Annotated in this window: 21 protein-coding genes; 13 read left to right on the forward strand and 8 right to left on the reverse strand. The window is 38.3% G+C overall.

What is annotated here, in order from left to right:
- Positions 1-6: 6 nt before the first annotated feature.
- Both RM539_RS17655 and RM539_RS17660 read right to left on the reverse strand, forming a co-directional pair.
- The gene (locus tag RM539_RS17655; protein ID WP_311504746.1) at positions 7-3,144 is read right to left on the reverse strand and encodes a leucine--tRNA ligase; all 3,138 of its coding nucleotides are present in this window, start codon (positions 3,142-3,144) and stop codon (positions 7-9) included.
- A gap of 143 nt (positions 3,145-3,287) precedes the next feature.
- Complete coding sequence (locus RM539_RS17660; protein ID WP_311504747.1) at positions 3,288-4,214, reverse strand: ketopantoate reductase family protein; 927 nt, start codon at positions 4,212-4,214, stop codon at positions 3,288-3,290.
- 259 nt (positions 4,215-4,473) lie between these two features.
- On the opposite strand from RM539_RS17660, the gene RM539_RS17665 reads away from it, so the two are divergent.
- The 11 genes from RM539_RS17665 to RM539_RS17715 all read left to right on the forward strand — a co-directional run bounded on the left by RM539_RS17665 (position 4,474) and on the right by RM539_RS17715 (position 10,943).
- Positions 4,474-4,821 (forward strand): hypothetical protein, encoded by a 348-nt coding sequence (locus RM539_RS17665; RefSeq protein WP_311504748.1) that lies wholly within the window; start codon positions 4,474-4,476, stop codon positions 4,819-4,821.
- 179 nt (positions 4,822-5,000) lie between these two features.
- Entirely contained in the window at positions 5,001-5,879 is an 879-nt protein-coding gene (locus tag RM539_RS17670; protein WP_311504749.1) for a cell division protein FtsX, read from the forward strand.
- 114 nt (positions 5,880-5,993) lie between these two features.
- Positions 5,994-6,251, forward strand: a complete 258-nt coding sequence (locus RM539_RS17675) for a DUF3098 domain-containing protein (RefSeq protein WP_311504750.1) — start codon at positions 5,994-5,996, stop codon at positions 6,249-6,251.
- 2 nt (positions 6,252-6,253) lie between these two features.
- On the forward strand, positions 6,254-7,048 hold the full coding sequence (locus RM539_RS17680) for an undecaprenyl-diphosphate phosphatase (RefSeq protein ID WP_311504751.1): 795 nt from the start codon (positions 6,254-6,256) through the stop codon (positions 7,046-7,048).
- Between the two features lie 13 nt (positions 7,049-7,061).
- Positions 7,062-7,346 carry a nucleotidyltransferase family protein gene (locus RM539_RS17685; RefSeq protein WP_311504752.1) on the forward strand — a complete coding sequence of 95 codons (285 nt, stop codon included), beginning with the start codon at positions 7,062-7,064 and terminating at the stop codon, positions 7,344-7,346.
- Positions 7,336-7,665, forward strand: coding sequence for a HepT-like ribonuclease domain-containing protein (locus tag RM539_RS17690; RefSeq protein ID WP_311504753.1), 330 nt, complete (start codon positions 7,336-7,338; stop codon positions 7,663-7,665). Before RM539_RS17685 ends, RM539_RS17690 begins: the two co-directional genes overlap by 11 nt.
- Positions 7,655-8,377 (forward strand): tRNA pseudouridine(55) synthase TruB, encoded by a 723-nt coding sequence (gene truB, locus RM539_RS17695; protein WP_311504754.1) that lies wholly within the window; start codon positions 7,655-7,657, stop codon positions 8,375-8,377. The genes RM539_RS17690 and truB overlap by 11 nt, the downstream gene beginning before the upstream one ends.
- Positions 8,378-8,393: 16 nt before the next feature.
- Positions 8,394-9,110 (forward strand): TonB family protein, encoded by a 717-nt coding sequence (locus RM539_RS17700; protein ID WP_311504755.1) that lies wholly within the window; start codon positions 8,394-8,396, stop codon positions 9,108-9,110.
- 4 nt (positions 9,111-9,114) lie between these two features.
- A complete protein-coding gene (locus RM539_RS17705; protein ID WP_311504756.1) occupies positions 9,115-9,696 on the forward strand; it encodes a DNA-3-methyladenine glycosylase I in 582 nt (193 codons plus the stop codon).
- 4 nt (positions 9,697-9,700) lie between these two features.
- The gene (locus RM539_RS17710) at positions 9,701-10,276 is read left to right on the forward strand and encodes a hypothetical protein (protein ID WP_311504757.1); all 576 of its coding nucleotides are present in this window, start codon (positions 9,701-9,703) and stop codon (positions 10,274-10,276) included.
- Entirely contained in the window at positions 10,251-10,943 is a 693-nt protein-coding gene (locus RM539_RS17715; protein WP_311504758.1) for a DUF2490 domain-containing protein, read from the forward strand. Before RM539_RS17710 ends, RM539_RS17715 begins: the two co-directional genes overlap by 26 nt.
- Before the next feature lie 17 nt (positions 10,944-10,960).
- Here the strand turns inward: RM539_RS17715 and aat are convergent, their stop codons facing one another.
- From aat to RM539_RS17730, 3 genes are all read right to left on the reverse strand, one after another.
- Complete coding sequence (gene aat, locus RM539_RS17720) at positions 10,961-11,599, reverse strand: leucyl/phenylalanyl-tRNA--protein transferase (RefSeq protein WP_311504759.1); 639 nt, start codon at positions 11,597-11,599, stop codon at positions 10,961-10,963.
- A gap of 97 nt (positions 11,600-11,696) precedes the next feature.
- Positions 11,697-12,068 carry a DUF3127 domain-containing protein gene (locus RM539_RS17725; protein ID WP_311504760.1) on the reverse strand — a complete coding sequence of 124 codons (372 nt, stop codon included), beginning with the start codon at positions 12,066-12,068 and terminating at the stop codon, positions 11,697-11,699.
- Positions 12,069-12,073: 5 nt separating this feature from the next.
- Entirely contained in the window at positions 12,074-12,946 is an 873-nt protein-coding gene (locus RM539_RS17730; RefSeq protein WP_311504761.1) for a flavin reductase family protein, read from the reverse strand.
- Positions 12,947-13,058: 112 nt separating this feature from the next.
- Here RM539_RS17730 and RM539_RS17735 point away from each other — a divergent pair, with 112 nt between their 5' ends.
- On the forward strand, positions 13,059-14,213 hold the full coding sequence (locus tag RM539_RS17735; RefSeq protein WP_311504762.1) for a sensor histidine kinase: 1,155 nt from the start codon (positions 13,059-13,061) through the stop codon (positions 14,211-14,213).
- On the opposite strand, the gene RM539_RS17740 is transcribed toward RM539_RS17735, so the two are convergent.
- The 3 genes from RM539_RS17740 to greA all read right to left on the reverse strand — a co-directional run bounded on the left by RM539_RS17740 (position 14,210) and on the right by greA (position 15,595).
- Positions 14,210-14,620, reverse strand: a complete 411-nt coding sequence (locus RM539_RS17740) for an acyl-CoA thioesterase (RefSeq protein WP_311504763.1) — start codon at positions 14,618-14,620, stop codon at positions 14,210-14,212. The two genes, RM539_RS17735 and RM539_RS17740, sit on opposite strands and share 4 nt — an antisense overlap.
- Positions 14,620-15,015: an HIT family protein gene (locus RM539_RS17745; protein WP_311504764.1), complete on the reverse strand. Its 396-nt coding sequence runs from the start codon at positions 15,013-15,015 to the stop codon at positions 14,620-14,622. Before RM539_RS17745 ends, RM539_RS17740 begins: the two co-directional genes overlap by 1 nt.
- 103 nt (positions 15,016-15,118) lie before the next feature.
- On the reverse strand, positions 15,119-15,595 hold the full coding sequence (greA, locus tag RM539_RS17750; protein ID WP_311504765.1) for a transcription elongation factor GreA: 477 nt from the start codon (positions 15,593-15,595) through the stop codon (positions 15,119-15,121).
- A 265-nt stretch (positions 15,596-15,860) separates the two neighbouring features.
- Between greA and RM539_RS17755 the strand changes: the two genes are divergently transcribed.
- The gene (locus tag RM539_RS17755) at positions 15,861-16,292 is read left to right on the forward strand and encodes a Rieske (2Fe-2S) protein (protein ID WP_311504766.1); all 432 of its coding nucleotides are present in this window, start codon (positions 15,861-15,863) and stop codon (positions 16,290-16,292) included.
- The last annotated feature ends 24 nt before the right edge of the window (positions 16,293-16,316 follow it).

A 16,316-nucleotide genomic window follows, 5' to 3' on the forward strand; every position in this document is an offset into this window, starting at 1 on the left:
GAGTACTTAAATCACTAAATTCACTATCTTACCCGGAACAACTATCACTTTTTTAGGGGCTTTACCAGATAATTGATCTTTGGTTCTCTCATCAGCAAGAACGGTGTTCTCAATTTCTTCTTTGCTAAGATCCAGAGGCAATTCCATAGTGAAGCGCATCTTCCCATTGAAGGATACAGGGTAATTCTTAGTGCTTTCCACAAGAAATTTTTCCTCATAAACAGGATATTCCGCAGTGACTATAGAATCTGAATGACCTAATTTTGCCCACAATTCTTCAGCGATATGCGGCGCATATGGCGCTATTAAAACTGCCAGTGGCTCCAGCACTTCCCGCTGATTACAATTTTGAACCGAAAGCTCATTTACACAAATCATAAATGTGGAAACCGAAGTATTAAAGCTGAAGTTTTCAATATCCTCAGTCACTTTTTTAATAGTCTTATGCAAAGTTTTTAAAGAGTCTGCCGAAGCTTTTTCTTCTGAAACCTGAAATTCTTCACCGTTGTGATATAATTTCCAGAGTTTTTTAAGGAAATTATGCACCCCGGTAATCCCGGCAGTGTTCCATGGTTTTGCCTGTTCCAAGGGGCCCAGGAACATCTCATACATTCTTAAAGTATCGGCACCATAATTTTCACAAATATCATCAGGGTTTACCACATTATATTTGGACTTGGACATTTTTTCGACCTCTCTTCGAACAATGTAAGTATCATTATTACCATCTATAAAATTTCCTTCTTCCCCTATAAACATTGCATTATAGTATTCAGGTCTTGATTTTTTAAATCCATCAATATCTAACTGGTTCGAATCATTAATTAGACTGACATCAGTATGGACTGAATAAGGATGATATCTAATCGTAAATTCTTTGTTTTGAATTCTAGATTGAATTTCTTCATCAAAAAGGTGACTTAGTGCATTTTCACATTGTCCTGGCTCGTCTTGAGATTCTTCCATATTTTTTCTTGAAATAAAAATAGGCTTGTCACTAATATCTATTTTAGTTATAAATGCTTTCTTATATTTATCTTTTACGGTGTTAAGATCATCTGTTACATTCTCAAATAATTCTTTTTTAGATTTTGATTCTCCAGTTTTACCTTGGAAACTCAAAGAGTTTCTATCATACACTTCGATGGTATTCCCCAATTTAAAAGAAAAAGCACTCGTTCCCAAAATCATTCCCTGGTTAATCAGCTTTTTAAAGGGCTCTTCAACAGAAAGGTATCCACGATCCTTAAGGAATTTTGTCCAGAAACGGGAATATAATAAATGGCCGGTGGCATGTTCACTTCCACCGATATATAAATCCACGTTTTGCCAGTATTCCTGCGCTTCTTTAGAAACAAAGGTTTCCTCATTATGAGGATCCATATACCTGAACAGGTACCAGGAACTTCCCGCCCATCCAGGCATAGTGTTTAGTTCCAAACGAAAGATGGTCTCCTCATCAATTTCCTGATTAGGAACTATTACATTATTTACTGTATCCCACGCCCACTCAGTAGAATTCCCCAAAGGTGGTTCCCCAGTTTCGGTGGGTAAATATTTTTCAACTTCAGGTAAAGTGAGTGGCAAATGTTCCGCAGAAATCATTTGCGGCATTCCTTTCACGTAATAAACCGGAAAAGGTTCTCCCCAGTATCTTTGCCTGCTGAAAACTGCATCCCGTAGCCTGTAATTTGTTTTTCCGTAGCCATGACCTGTTTTTTCCAATTCCAGGATAACTTTCTGAAGTGCCTCCTTATATTTTAATCCGCTGAGAAAATCTGAATTTGCAATCACCGTTCCTTCTTTTCCTGAAAAAGCTTCTTCAGAAATATCAGCATTTTCGAAAATATTGTTGATTGGCAGATCATAATGTTTGGCGAAATCATAATCCCGTTGGTCGCCGCAGGGAACCGCCATTACCGCGCCGGTTCCGTAGCCAGCCAGCACATAATCTCCAATCCAGATTGGCACCGGCTCTTTGGTAAAAGGATGCTCGGCATAAGCACCGGTAAAAACTCCGCTAATGGTTTTCACATCGGCCATACGTTCACGCTCACTACGCTTCGCACTGGCCGCTATATAAGCATCCACTTCTTCTTTTTGTTCAGGAGTCGTGATTTTCTGTACCAGTTCATGTTCCGGTGCCAACGTCATAAAAGTGACTCCGAAGATTGTATCGGGACGCGTGGTGAAAACACGAATCCCCCCAGCCCCCGAAGAGGGAGCTTTTTCGGAGTCTGCTTTCTCTTCCCCTTTGGGGAAGGATAGGATGGGGAATTCCACCATAGCTCCCACCGATTTCCCAATCCAGTTTCGCTGACTTTCTTTTAAACTTTCTGTCCAGTCGATTTTATCGAGATCCTGAAGCAGACGTTCTGCAAAGGCAGAAATCCGCATGCTCCACTGCGTCATTTTTTTCCGAACAACAGGGTAACCGCCACGCTCTGAAACTCCGTTTACAATCTCGTCGTTAGCGAGAACAGTTCCCAGTTGCGGACACCAGTTTACTTCGGTTTCAGCTAAATAGGTAAGACGATATTTAAGCAATATCTTCTGTTTTTCTTCGGAAGTAAAAGTGCTCCATTCTTCCGCAGTAAATTCTTCAATGTCTTCGTCACAAGCCGCTTTTACTCTTTTATTTCCTTCCACAGAAAAAATTTCTTCCAGTTCAGAAATTGCAAGGGATTTATCCTGCTCCTTATCATACCAGGATTCAAAAAACTGAATAAAAATCCATTGTGTCCATTTATAATAATCGGGATTGCTGGTGCGCACTTCCCTGCTCCAATCAAAGGAAAAACCAATTTTATCCAGCTGCTCCCGGTAACGTTTTATATTATTTTCAGTAGTAACCGCCGGATGCTGACCTGTTTGTATGGCATACTGCTCTGCCGGAAGACCAAAACTATCGTAACCCTGCGGGTGTAATACGTTAAAACCTTTATGCCTTTTATAGCGGGCATAAATGTCGCTGGCAATATATCCAAGAGGATGCCCTACGTGAAGGCCCGCCCCGGAAGGATATGGAAACATATCCAACACGTAATATTTGGCTTCTTCAGAAGTATTTGAGGCTTTAAAGGTTTGATTTTTGGCCCAGTATTCTTGCCATTTGGCTTCAATTTCGTTGAAGTTGTATTTCATTTCTTCTCTTAACTATTGGTCATTGCGAGGAATAATGGTGTGGCAATTTAAGACTGCTTCACTTCGTTCGCAGAGACGTTATCACTAATTGCCTGCAAATTTACAATTTTATAATTCTAAAGAATTCTCCTGGTGTGCAATTCTTAAGCTTTTCGGGCTGTATTCTCCATGGGCAGCAAAAGCTCGAAAAGCATTAGGTTAACTGGGGTAGAAATTTGCAATTTTTCACCCTCCTTTACAATATATCCGTTAAAATTTTCCAATTCTGAAGGTTTGCCATCCATGATATCCCGCTGTGTAGAGGTCGTTGTTCCTTTGGACTGACTGTTTACTAATTCAAAGGCCTTTTCTATATGCTCATTTTTTATTGCAATTCCTTTTGCATTTGCCACCGTTTTTACTTCCTGCGCAGTTTTCTGCATAAGATTATATAAATAATCACTTTCCCTAATTTTATCAATTGGTACACGGGTTAAACCGCCAATAGCACTAACGGTAGTGATATATAAAAATTTTTTCCAGATTTCCAACTGAATATCTTCAGGAATAGAATTACTGATCCCCGCGCTGTCAAAAGTCTTCTTTAACTGCTCAATACGGCGGGTTTTTGAATTATCCAATTCCCCAAAAATAATATTTGGCTCCAGGGCAGTATGTTTAATCTTACCGGGAGCTTCAATAAAACTGATTATGTGGCAAAGGCCGCCTATGATATTGTTCTCAGGAATCACTTGAAGCAGCTTTTCCACATTACTGGCACCGTTTTGCAAAGGCAGCACCATGCTGTTTTTACCAATTAAAGGTTTTATGGCTTTTGCGGCTTCAGAAATTTGCCAGGATTTCACACCAAGAAGTACCAGTTCTGGCGTGGAAACTTCAGAAACATCATTGGTAGCCACTGTTGGTTCCACTTTAAAATTCCCGTTGATACTCTCCACTTCCAGTCCGCGTTTACTTATTGCTTCAAGGTGTTTCCCACGAGCGAGCATACTAACCGAGTTACCTGCTTCTGCAAGTTTGCCGCCAAAGTAACCGCCTACTCCGCCAATTCCATATACCAGTATTTCCATTATTGTTTTTTCAAATTTAAGAAACTAGAAAATCCATGTCTCCACTTTTGATAGAATATCCCATAATTTGCCGATGGAAAGATAACCTCTGTAAATTTTAACATTTTTTTATATCTTAGTCGCGGAGTCCAGAAACCATAAACGGGGCGAACCGAAAAGCCATAAGAGTAGGATTAAAAAAATTAAACATTTTATGAAATCTAAAACTACATTTTTTATGTTAGCCATCATTGGCTCACTTACTTTAACAAGTTGCTCAATGCGACTTGTTGATTTTACCGTCATCAGTTCTAAAAATGTCAATCTGGACATAGATAGGTCTCAAGGGGTAAAAACTGAAGGTAAAAAAACTTATTTTCTTGGAATTGGATGGAACATTAAAGACGCTATGGATGAGGCTTTGGAAAGTGCCGGTCCGGAATATGATCTTCTTATAGACGGGGTTGTACGTTATGGAACCTATCCATTTATCGCAACTGTTACTGTTGAAGGAACAGCAGTAAGCTCTTCAGCAATGAAGGCAGGTATGAGTGAAGCTGATTACAAGGAATGGTTAGAAAATCAAAATGTTTTAAGCGAAGAAACTGCAGTTGTCATAGAAGAATAATCTATTCGACCTAATGAACTTAAAGGAGACTGTTTAAAGACCAAGGTTTTTTAAGCAGTCTCTTTTTTTACATAACTCCTGTAAAAGTATTGCAAACCAAATAAAAAAAATCTTTGAACGTTTTAGAGAAAAGGGAATCATTAACTTTCTTATTTTTACAAAAAATCTGAGTTCAATTTATGAGCACATCTTTTGAAAAGTACCAGAAACGCAGGCTGATTTCCTCTTATTTTTCAGTAGTAATCAGTATCGCGTTAGTACTTTTTTTATTGGGAATTCTTGGTTTACTGGTCCTGAATACGAAAAAAGTAGCCGATCATTTTAAGGAACAAATTGCTATGACCGTTTATTTTACAGATACGGCCAAAGAGGGTGAAATGGAAGACTTAAATAAAAGCCTTAGCAGTGCCGATTATACAAAATCTGCCACTTTTGTTTCCAAAGAAGAAGCGGCGGAGCAACACAGTGAAGAAATTGGTGAGGATTTTATGGAGTTCCTGGGATACAATCCCCTGCAGAATTCTATAGATATTTATATGAATGCCGATTACGTCTCATCTTCCCGGGCAGATTCTATCGCTACCGACCTCACCTCCAGAAGTTTTGTGGATGAAGTGGTATATGACAAACCCCTGATTTCTCTGCTGAATGAAAACGTACAAAAGATTAGCCTTTGGGTGTTAGTTATAAGCGCCGTTTTTACATTTATCGCGGTATTGCTCATTAACAGCAGTATCAGGCTGGCTGTTTATTCCAAAAGGTTTACCATTAAAACCATGCAGATGGTAGGTGCAACTAAAGGATTCATCAGAAGGCCGTTTATATGGCAGAGCGTAAAATTGGGAATAATTGGTGCTGTACTGGCTTTAATTGGAATGGCTGCCGTTTTATATTATCTTAATAAAAGTTTTACGGAATTAAACCTGCTGGGAGATGTAAAATTACTATCTGCTTTATTTATAGGTGTTTTTCTCATTGGAGTTATTATTACCTGGATTAGCACCTATTTTGCCACCTCCCGGTTTTTAAACCTAAAAACTGATGAACTTTATTATTAAAGAAGTAAGAAAAATGTAAATCCCTGAATTGAGGGTAAATCTTCTGAGTCGGAAATTATTAAAAGTTATAACGAAACGTCAACTACAAAACCTTCTTTAGTGAAAAATAAAAATATGAATAAAAACAATAATCCCGCCCCACAGCATACTTCTTTCGTTTTTGGAAAGAAGAATTATTTAGTGATGTTTATAGGACTTGCAGTTATTGCACTGGGTTTTATTTTAATGGCCGGGGGAGGCAGCGATGATCCCAATGAATTTAATCCCGCCATTTATAATTTCCAGAGAATACGGCTTGCTCCAACTCTGGTATTAATAGGTTTTGCTATTGAAGTATATGCTATTTTGTTAAATCCCAATAAAAGAAAATAAGTTTGGAATTATTAGATGCTGTTATTCTTGGAATAATACAGGGCCTCACCGAATTTCTGCCTGTTTCTTCCAGCGGCCATCTTGAACTGGGAAAAGCAATACTTGGAGATAACAGTGTTCCGGAAGAATCTCTTCTTTTTACTGTTGTACTGCATTTTGCCACTGCCTTAAGCACACTCGTGGTTTTCAGGAAAGATGTAGCCGAAATTTTTAAAGGCCTTTTTCAATTTAAGTGGAACTCAGAAACAGAATTTTCCGTAAAAATCATTATATCAATGATTCCTGCCGCACTGGTAGGCCTTTTTTTTGAAGAAGAACTGGAAGTGCTGTTTGGCGGAAACATCATGTTTGTTGGCTTTATGCTTATTATTACCGCGCTTTTGCTATGGTTGGCAGACAAGGCCAAAAACACCGGAAAAAGTGTTAGCTACAGTAACGCACTTATAATTGGCATTTCTCAGGCCATAGCAGTCTTGCCCGGAATTTCAAGAAGTGGCGCCACCATATCTACTTCGGTTTTACTGGGGAATGATAAAACCAAGGCGGCAAGATTTTCCTTTCTAATGGTTGTCCCATTGATTTTCGGAAAAATTGCCAAAGACATTTTAGATGGAAATATTGCACATACCGGAATTCAAACTTCAGTTTTGATTTTAGGTTTTATAGCGGCATTTCTTGCCGGGCTTGCCGCCTGCACCTGGATGATAGCTCTGGTTAAGAAAAGCAAGCTCTCCTATTTCGCAATTTACTGTTTTATTGTAGGCCTTATTGCTATTATTTTTGAGTATATGAATTAGTTATCTTTGTATTATGAATGCAAAGATAAATCAAATAATCATCGACTGTTTAAAGGCATATGACCCCCGGGAAATAGGTGTGTTTGGCTCCTATACCCGCGGAGAAATGAATAATGACAGTGATATTGATATTTTGTATTCCCTGGATAAAAAAATCTCCCTTTTTGATATTGTTCAAATTAAACTGGACCTCGAAGAAAAATTGAATCGGAAAATAGACTTTATTTCCAAAAAAGGTTTAAAAGAATGGATAACTCCTTATGTAATGAAAGATCTGAAAGTTATCTATGAAAAATAGCTTTGGATACATTCAGGATATGTTAGAACATATCTCTTATATAGAAGATTTTCTGTTTGAAGTGACTGAAGAGGAGCTGAGTAAGAATAAAGAAAAGGAATTTGCTATCATCAGAAGTTTTGAAGTTATTGGAGAAGCCGGAAAAAAGGTAGATGAACAACTAAAACTTAAATATCCTGATATTTCCTGTAAAAAGATGGCAGGATTCAGAGACATTCTTATCCATGACTATGACAGAATAATGACCGAAATCCTTTGGGTTACAGCAACAAAAGAATTACCGCCGCTCAAGGCAAAACTTCTTGAAAATGAATCATAAAGAATTTACTGCAGAAGATTTTAAATCGGGACAAATCCTTTTATTTGACAAGCCTTTACACTGGACTTCCTTTCAGCTGGTAAACAAGGTACGGGGGCTTATCAGGAAAAGCTGCGGCATTAAAAAAATTAAAGTGGGCCATGCCGGTACACTGGATCCCCTGGCTACAGGTCTACTAATTATCTGTACCGGAAAATTTACGAAGAAAATTAATGAACTGCAGGGACAGGAGAAAGAATACACCGGCACCTTTAGTTTGGGAGCTACCACTCCTTCTTACGATCTGGAAACTGAAATTGATCAAAATTATCCTGTTGATCATATTTCCGAAGAAGATCTTAAAATAGCTATAGAAAAATTTACAGGGGAGATTGAACAAATACCACCGGTTTTTTCTGCATTAAAAAAAGATGGTAAACGACTTTACGAATACGCCCGAAAAGGCGAAGAAGTAAAAATCCAGCCTAGAAAAGTTAATATTCCTGAATTTGAAGTGGATTCAGATAAATTTCCGCTTATTGACTTTAGGGTGGTTTGCAGCAAAGGGACTTATATTCGATCCCTGGCGCACGAGTTTGGGCAGGAATTAAATAGCGGTGCGCATCTTTCCGCATTAAAAAGGACAAGAATCGGTGAGTTTTCAGTGCAAAATTCTTTAGACCTGGAATCTTTTCAGAAATTGTTACCTTCACGGGAGAATAATTCTGAGTGAAGATAATTCTTAACCTATGGAGGAGTTTTTTGACAAACACAAAGCGCTGATAATAACCGTTTTATTATTTCTGGTATTATTGCTTGCGCTTTACAACTTCAATTTCTCCAGCCGCAATGTAGCAACTTCAGAAATGCTGGTAAACCTTGAACAGGTTAAGGAGTTGCAAAATGAGGAACAGGAGGAGCCTGAAGAAACTCCGGCGCAGCAACAACAGCAGGTCCAAACGCACAGGGCATATAATAAAAATCAGGAAGCAAGACAACAGAATTTTGACCGGCAGCTGAATGAAATTTTTGAAAGAAACAGTGCAGCCCGGGAACAAACTTCCGAAGAAACAGAGAGCAATTCTTCAACTGGGGATTACAATTTAAGCAAAAGAAAAAAGGAACAATCGCAAAAAAGATCTGACGGTAATAATCGCAGCGAAGCTACTTCAGCAAAATCGGGAACGATGGAAAACAGTTCCATTTCTTTTTCTCTAAAAGGCAGAAATGCTGTAGAAATTCCTAATCCAATCTACACCTGCGACACGTCCGGGAGAATAGTGGTAAATATTACCGTAAATGCTGACGGAAGAGTGACTAACACCGGGCTTAACAAGGCCAGCTCTACCTCAACTAACGAGTGCCTGATTGAACAGGCACTGCAATATGCTGCAGGAGCCAGATTTACACCTTTGTCCGGTCGTAATTCCCAGCCCGGTAGTATAAGTTATCAATTTAAACCTTAAACCTATGTCTGAGTCTGAAGTTAAGCGTTGCGGCTGGTGTGTGGGCGATCCTCTTTATGAAGCCTATCACGATAATGAATGGGGGGTTCCAGTTTATGATGATGATACAATTTTTGAATTTCTAATCCTGGAGACATTTCAGGCCGGTTTAAGCTGGATCACTATTTTGCGAAAAAGGGAAAATTTCAGGGAGGCTTTTGATCAATTCGATTATAGAAAAATTGCACAGTATTCTGAAGAAAAAATTCAGGAACTTCTACAAAATTCCGGTATAATAAGAAATAAGCTAAAAGTACGCGCCACTATTACTAATGCACAGCTTTTTATTAAAATTCAGGAAGAATTTGGAAGTTTCAGCAAATATATCTGGAGTTTTGTAGATGGAAAAGCTATCCAAAACAAAGTTAAAGATTATAAAAAAGCTCCCGCAACTACCGAAATTAGCGACAAATTAAGTAAAGACCTTAAGAAGCGCGGCTTCAAATTTGTAGGTTCTACAGTAGTGTATGCGCATATGCAGGCAACCGGAATGGTGAATGACCACGAAGTATCCTGCTTTAGATATAGCGAGGTAAAAACTTTATAATTAAATGAAGAATCTACTCTACATAATTTTATTGACAGGTTTTTCAGCTTTTGCACAGGGCAAAAAGATTGAGCAGGAAGACCGAATTTCCGGAGAAAAAATGCCTGAAGCAGCAATGCAATTAATCAATTCTGAAAAACCAGACAATGCCCGCAGGCTTAAGTTTTATTTTGAAACCGATGGTGAAACAACGAGTTATGAAGCTAAGTTCAAATTTAAGGGCCATGATTATAGCGTGGAATTTAACAATAACGGAATATTAGAGGATATTGAAGTTGAATTGAAAAAGAAAAATCTACCTGAAGCCGCCTTACAAAAGATTAAAAGTTTTATTGAAGAAAATAACGAGAGACATAAAATAGAAAAGATTCAGGCTCAGTATTTACCGGCTCTTTCTGAGATTAAAGCATTCGCATATGCTAAAAATATACAACAAAATGTTCCACAGAATTACGAACTGATCGTAGCTGTTAAAAATGACGGAAAACTGCAAAGGTTTGAAATGCTGTTTGATAATTCTGGAAATTTTATCGAAAAACGAGAAGTGATAAGAAATGAGTACGACTATCTCTTATTTTAAGTACTTTATCCCGATATCCTTTTTTCTTTCCTGCCTTAGCATGAAAGCACAGGAGAATTTTTCACTCTTGGCAGAGCCGGAAATTTCTCTTAATCTTAACACCCCAAACCGCTGGTCCTTTAACTTTGCAGCTGCCAACAGAGACCTTTTGTATGCAGATGAAAGCGGGGTGTTTGAAGCTCAGTTTATTGACCTTACCCATTTTAGCAGTTATGAAGTTGGTTTTTACAGCAAAATGAGCCTTGGTATCCGCTACAGGTTTAGAGAAATTTTTAATGAAGACGTAACAGACGAATTAAGGCTTATCCAACAGTACGGACATTCCAGAAAATATAATAAGCTGAAATTAGCCCATCGTGCCAGGCTGGAAGAGCGCTTTAGAGAAAATACTACATTCAGGACTCGTTATGAATTCTCTGTTGAATCCCCGCTAAGCGGATTGCGACTGGACAGAAATGAATTTTTTGTGGTTGCAGATACAGAAGCCTTATGGAGTTTTGGTAAATTTGAAAAACCTTCTTTTGAACAACGGCTGGGGCTTTCAATTGGTAATCAGATTGGTGAAAACACAAAAGCCAGTATTGGCCTTCAATTTCGCTATGATGATTATACCAACAATCCTTCTTCAGAATTGTTTATCCAGACAGGAATTTCAATTTCCTTATAAGTATAATATCAACGGTACTATTTTAAATAATCAAGGAATTCACTGCGTGAAATCTCTTCTGCCCCAAGACTCTCTAAATGTTTGGTGTACACCTGGCAATCTATAAGTTTCACTCCATCTTTCCGCAGGGCCTTCACAAGATGAATAAATCCATATTTTGAAGCATTGCTTACTTTGGTGAACATGCTTTCTCCACAAAATATCTTCTTTTCCCTTAAATAAATTCCGTATAATCCACCTACAAGTTCTTCCTCACTCCATACTTCCACAGATATCGCCAACCCCATTTGATGCAAGCCCCTATAGGCATCTTTCATTTCTTTTGTAAGCCAGGTGCCGTTTTGGCCTTTACGCTTAATTGATGCACAATTATTGATGACTGTAGTAAAATCTTTATTGAAGCTCACTTGAAAGGCATTTTTCTTCAACAATTGCTTCATGCTTTTAGAAATTTTCAGATTTTCAGGGAAGAGCACCATTCTGGGGTCGGGACTCCACCACAAGATTGGCTGGGAAGCATCATACCATGGAAAAATACCTTGCTCATAGGCACTTTTAAGCCGCTGCAATGAAAGGTCTCCCCCTATAGCCAGCAGACCATCTTCGTGGGCATATTCTACTGGGGGAAAATGTTCATGTCTTTTTAGAATATGCATAAAATGTTAATCTCAATAAATATAACGGATAATCATAAATGTAAAAAAGCCCGGCTTTCTAATTAAAAGCCGGGCTTTAAAATTTTATTAAAGTTGTCTAGAACGGCAAATCATCATAATCTTCATCATTCAAATCATTGGCGGGTTCAAATTGATCCGGAGGTGGTACATTAGAATTTCCCGTCTGTCCTGCTTCAAGATTCTCTATTCTCCACCCCTGGATGGAATTAAAATACTTCGTTTCCCCCTGAGGGCTCACCCATTCACGGCCGCGCAGGTTAATGCCAATCTTCACCGGCTGCCCCACTTTGTAGCTATCCAGCAAATCGGTTTTATCCTGAACAAATTCCACCATCAAATGTTGCGGGTACTGCTCTTCAGTAGTAACCACCACTTCTCTTTTCCTAAATCCATTGTTGCCAAAGGTTTTTGTGTCACCTATTAGCTTAATCTTTCCTTGTACTTCCATTTCTTCTATTTTACTAATAATAATTTCCAGGCTTCTTTGGTCTTGTTTTCTTCTATTAAAAGCTGTGCCTGTATATGAATTCCTTTTGTATCCCCTTTAGCCACAACCTCCGCCAGTTTGGGATTTTCTTTAAGGTAATTTTCTATTTCTTCCTTTGTTGGGAAAGATTCTACATTTCCTAGTTTCCCAAGGTCATTCCCGGTGAGAATATTGCTATTTCTGATTTTCTGCGGAATTTTATCGACTCCTATTCCCATTTTTGACAATGGCTTGGGTACTTCAAACATTCCCAAATTTGCCCTGCTATACCAATTCCCGCCCATTCGTGCAACCTGGTCTATTTTATGCTGGTCTATTGAACCATTCTCATCAAGCACCTGTTCATTAATGTGAAGTTTTAATACTTCACAAATCACAAGATTTCCGGCCCCTCCTTCACTGCCCAGTTCCACTACTTCATTTACCCTGCACTCAAACTGAACAGGAGATTCAGCCACGCGAAAAGGTTTTACCAGATCAGACTTCAGCATGGTAAGGCCTGATTTTTCAAATTCATTTATGCCTTCTTCATATTCCGTACTGGAAAGGGACATTTGCTGAACAATATTATAATTTACAATATTTATCACTACCTCCCCCGTTGTTTTAGAATTAGTATAGGTATGTTTCAGCGTTTTGTCCCTGCCCCTTCTGGATGGCGAAAAAATAAGAATGGGAGGATTAATACTGAATATATTAAAATAACTAAAAGGCGAAAGGTTTGGCCTTCCACCTTCATCTACCGTACTTACAAAAGCAATGGGCCGCGGGCCAACGGCACCAAGCATATATTGATGTAAAGTACCCGTACTTACCTCTCCGGGAATAACACTTCTCATTCTTTATTTTTCACAAAGGTAACGAAACAGGGAAGGAATGAAAAGCACAGGCACACAATAATATTCGGGTAAAAACGCTTATCTTTAAAACGAACAAACTTTGCTTTTCTTCATGAATTTTACCGATGGGCGTACCTTTAACCGCTGGTTTATTGTAATTTCCTGTTTAGCCGTAGTAAGTCTTGTTCTCTGGAATACGAGCATTTTTTTTCAGCATCTTAAAGAAGACGAACGTTCAAAAATGAATATTTGGGCAAGGGCACAGGAAGCACTAAACCGCACACCGGCCCCTGAGGATGCCGACCTTGAACTTATCCTGGAAATCCTGAATAGCAACACTTCTATTCCAATTATACATACTACCGAGAATGGAAAGGTGGCTTACAGTAGTAATATTAATCCTGAATTACTGGATGACGATGAAAAAGTACAGGATTTTGTCCGTCAGTTTAAAGCTGAAAATGAGCCAATTGAAATAGTACTGGATGAAGACCAGCAACAATACATTTATTACGGCAACTCCCCCACCCTGAATAAGCTGAAATATTATCCTATTGGATTACTGCTTATTGCTTTCCTGTTTATAGGGGTTATTTACTTTTTCTACACTACCACTAAAAACAGTGAACAAAATAAGCTCTGGGCCGGAATGGCTAAGGAAACCGCACATCAAATAGGGACTCCTCTATCTTCGCTTATCGGGTGGACTGAAATCCTGAAAGATGAGAATGTCAATAAAAATTATATCCTGGAAATGGAAAAGGATATAGACCGGCTAAAAACAATAACTGAACGCTTTTCTAAAATAGGCTCCACGCCTGTTTTAAAGGTAACAGATCTGGTTGAAGCCACCCGGCATAGTTTTGAATATCTTCAATCAAGAAGTTCAAGGCTTGTAGAATTTTCTATTATAGCCCCTTCTAAAGTAATTGAAGCAGAACTAAACCACCAATTATACAGCTGGACCATTGAAAACCTGGTGAAAAATTCCATAGATGCCATGCGTGGCAAAGGGAAACTTAAAATTGAAATTAAAGAAGAAACCAGGTGGGTTCATATTTTTATAAAGGATACCGGAAAAGGAATTGAAAAAAGAAAGTTCAAACAAATTTTTGAACCCGGCCATACCACAAAAAAGCGCGGCTGGGGACTTGGCCTGTCTTTAGCAAAAAGGATTATTGAAGATTATCATAAAGGTAAAATACGTGTAGTGCAAAGTGAAATCAACAAAGGCACAACCTTTAAAATTTCCCTGCGCAAGATCTAAAACTTCCGCAGGATTTCCCGGAGTTCATCTGGAATCCTGAAGGTTTTATTTTTTTCAAAATCATAACCAACCACCACGTCTTTTCCCTCAGCGCATATTTCATTTTCACTATTCAGTACGAGGTGCCTCAGACCAAAACTGGTATTTTTCATAAAATCCAGTTTTGTTTTCACAACAGCCTTTCCCGGGTAATGCAGAGATTTTTTAAAATCGCAATGGGTTGAAACCAGCATTGTACCACGGCTGGAAGTGTTATAATTTTTATAAATGCCCGTCGCTTCCCAAAAATTAACCCGGCCAGACTGCAGGTAGCGCATGTAAGAGACGTTATTTACATGCTGGTAAAGGTCCAGATCACTCCAGTCTATCCTAATCTCAAGACTTAATTTATATTCTGAAAGATCCATTACAGTACTACTTCCCTGCTAATTTCATCTGCGAGTTTAGCAAATTCCTCTTCAGACATTTTATAATTATTCGAAAAATCCATGTCTTTCATACTATTAAGAGGAATAAGGTGCACGTGCACATGCGGAACTTCCAGGCCAACAACAGCCATGCCTACCCGTTCGCAGGACACTGCTTTTTCCAGCCCGATGGCTACTTTACGGGCAAATAGCATTAATTCCCGGTAGATTTCTTCTTCCAGATCAAAAATTTTATCTACTTCTTTTTTCGGAATGCAAAGTGTGTGGCCTCTGGCATTGGGACTTATATCCAAAAAAGCCAAAAACTGACTGTTCTCAGCTACTTTATAGCAGGGAACTTCACCATGCACGATTTTTGTAAATAAAGTGGCCATAATTGTTCTTTTTTAGATTAGTTACTATAAAATTAAAAATCCTTTTCGGAATTCTTAGTTAAAAGACCTGAAAAGGATTTCCTTATTCTATAATTACTAATTATTATTCACGCCATATCTCTAAAATCTCAAATTTCATGGTCCCGTTTGGAACTTCAATTTCGGCGGTATCACCTACTTTTTTCCCTAGCAGTCCTTTACCAATAGGAGAATCTACAGAAATTCTACCCGATTTTAAATCGGCTTCGCTTTGTGCCACAAGCTTATATTTCATTTCAGCCCCGCTGGTTTGATTTTTAATTTTCACAAAAGAATGCACCAGAGCCTTAGAAGTATCCAATTGCGATTCATCTATCACCCTTGCATTTGCCACTATTTCTTCCATTTTGGAAATTTTCATTTCCAACAGCCCCTGTGCTTCCTTGGCTGCATCATACTCTGCATTTTCACTCAAATCTCCTTTGTCCCTTGCTTCTGCAATAGCTTCTGAAGCTTTTGGACGCTCAACATCCTTTAATTGGTTAAGTTCATCTCTTAACTTTTTGAGCCCTTCTGCTGTATAATAAGATACTTTGCTCATAATTTTTTGTTTTAATCTACAATAGAGGACATAAGCCCCCGTTACATCTTAAACTATTAATATAATTGTGTTATTTTTTGATGAAGTTGAAATTAACGACACTAAATATTATTGCCATTACTAAAACTAAGCTTCATGATTTAACATAAAAAATCCCATTCTGGGACGGGATTTCTTTTAACAAATGTAATAAATATAAACTTTCGGTACAATTATATTATTTTCACCGGAATATGATTTATCAGTGATAATTAAAAACAAATTTATGAAAAGAGCAATTTTGGTTTCAATAACTGTTTTCTTTATGATGAGCTGCTCTTCTGAAGATGACAATTACCAAAACAATCCTAATCTTGTAGATCTTAATATCCAGTTACAACTCAACCTTAACCTGCCGGAATACAATAACTTGCAGTACCCGGGAAACAGTTATGTTACATACAACTACGGCATCAAAGGTATCGTAATTTACAACCTCAACAATTCGCAGTACATCGCTTTGGAATTAAGCGATCCCAATCACCCACCTGGCGAATGTTCAGCAATGGTAGTGGATGGTATTACCGCAAAATGCCGGTGTGATGATGGAAATGAATATAATATTCTTACCGGGGAACAAACAGCCGGAGAAGGACGGTTTGCCATGAAACCTTATCGCGTGGAACGCCGCGGCAATATTATTGAAGTTTATAATTAGCGACAACTGTATTAATATCAATAA

The organism is Autumnicola musiva (assembly GCF_031846585.1).
Taxonomy (GTDB): Bacteria; Bacteroidota; Bacteroidia; order Flavobacteriales; family Flavobacteriaceae; genus Autumnicola; species Autumnicola musiva.

What these genes read in the sequence shown, in the direction of transcription:
- RM539_RS17655 (WP_311504746.1), bottom strand. Translation starts at nt 3,144, where the DNA reads ATGAAATACAACTTCAACGAAATTGAAGCCAAATGGCAAGAATACTGG.
- RM539_RS17660 (WP_311504747.1), bottom strand. Translation starts at nt 4,214, where the DNA reads ATGGAAATACTGGTATATGGAATTGGCGGAGTAGGCGGTTACTTTGGC.
- RM539_RS17665 (WP_311504748.1), top strand. Translation starts at nt 4,474, where the DNA reads ATGCGACTTGTTGATTTTACCGTCATCAGTTCTAAAAATGTCAATCTG.
- RM539_RS17670 (WP_311504749.1), top strand. Translation starts at nt 5,001, where the DNA reads ATGAGCACATCTTTTGAAAAGTACCAGAAACGCAGGCTGATTTCCTCT.
- RM539_RS17675 (WP_311504750.1), top strand. Translation starts at nt 5,994, where the DNA reads ATGAATAAAAACAATAATCCCGCCCCACAGCATACTTCTTTCGTTTTT.
- RM539_RS17685 (WP_311504752.1), top strand. Translation starts at nt 7,062, where the DNA reads ATGAATGCAAAGATAAATCAAATAATCATCGACTGTTTAAAGGCATAT.
- RM539_RS17690 (WP_311504753.1), top strand. Translation starts at nt 7,336, where the DNA reads ATGAAAAATAGCTTTGGATACATTCAGGATATGTTAGAACATATCTCT.
- truB (WP_311504754.1), top strand. Translation starts at nt 7,655, where the DNA reads ATGAATCATAAAGAATTTACTGCAGAAGATTTTAAATCGGGACAAATC.
- RM539_RS17700 (WP_311504755.1), top strand. Translation starts at nt 8,394, where the DNA reads ATGGAGGAGTTTTTTGACAAACACAAAGCGCTGATAATAACCGTTTTA.
- RM539_RS17705 (WP_311504756.1), top strand. Translation starts at nt 9,115, where the DNA reads ATGTCTGAGTCTGAAGTTAAGCGTTGCGGCTGGTGTGTGGGCGATCCT.
- RM539_RS17710 (WP_311504757.1), top strand. Translation starts at nt 9,701, where the DNA reads ATGAAGAATCTACTCTACATAATTTTATTGACAGGTTTTTCAGCTTTT.
- RM539_RS17715 (WP_311504758.1), top strand. Translation starts at nt 10,251, where the DNA reads ATGAGTACGACTATCTCTTATTTTAAGTACTTTATCCCGATATCCTTT.
- aat (WP_311504759.1), bottom strand. Translation starts at nt 11,599, where the DNA reads ATGCATATTCTAAAAAGACATGAACATTTTCCCCCAGTAGAATATGCC.
- RM539_RS17725 (WP_311504760.1), bottom strand. Translation starts at nt 12,068, where the DNA reads ATGGAAGTACAAGGAAAGATTAAGCTAATAGGTGACACAAAAACCTTT.
- RM539_RS17730 (WP_311504761.1), bottom strand. Translation starts at nt 12,946, where the DNA reads ATGAGAAGTGTTATTCCCGGAGAGGTAAGTACGGGTACTTTACATCAA.
- RM539_RS17735 (WP_311504762.1), top strand. Translation starts at nt 13,059, where the DNA reads ATGAATTTTACCGATGGGCGTACCTTTAACCGCTGGTTTATTGTAATT.
- RM539_RS17740 (WP_311504763.1), bottom strand. Translation starts at nt 14,620, where the DNA reads ATGGATCTTTCAGAATATAAATTAAGTCTTGAGATTAGGATAGACTGG.
- RM539_RS17745 (WP_311504764.1), bottom strand. Translation starts at nt 15,015, where the DNA reads ATGGCCACTTTATTTACAAAAATCGTGCATGGTGAAGTTCCCTGCTAT.
- greA (WP_311504765.1), bottom strand. Translation starts at nt 15,595, where the DNA reads ATGAGCAAAGTATCTTATTATACAGCAGAAGGGCTCAAAAAGTTAAGA.
- RM539_RS17755 (WP_311504766.1), top strand. Translation starts at nt 15,861, where the DNA reads ATGAAAAGAGCAATTTTGGTTTCAATAACTGTTTTCTTTATGATGAGC.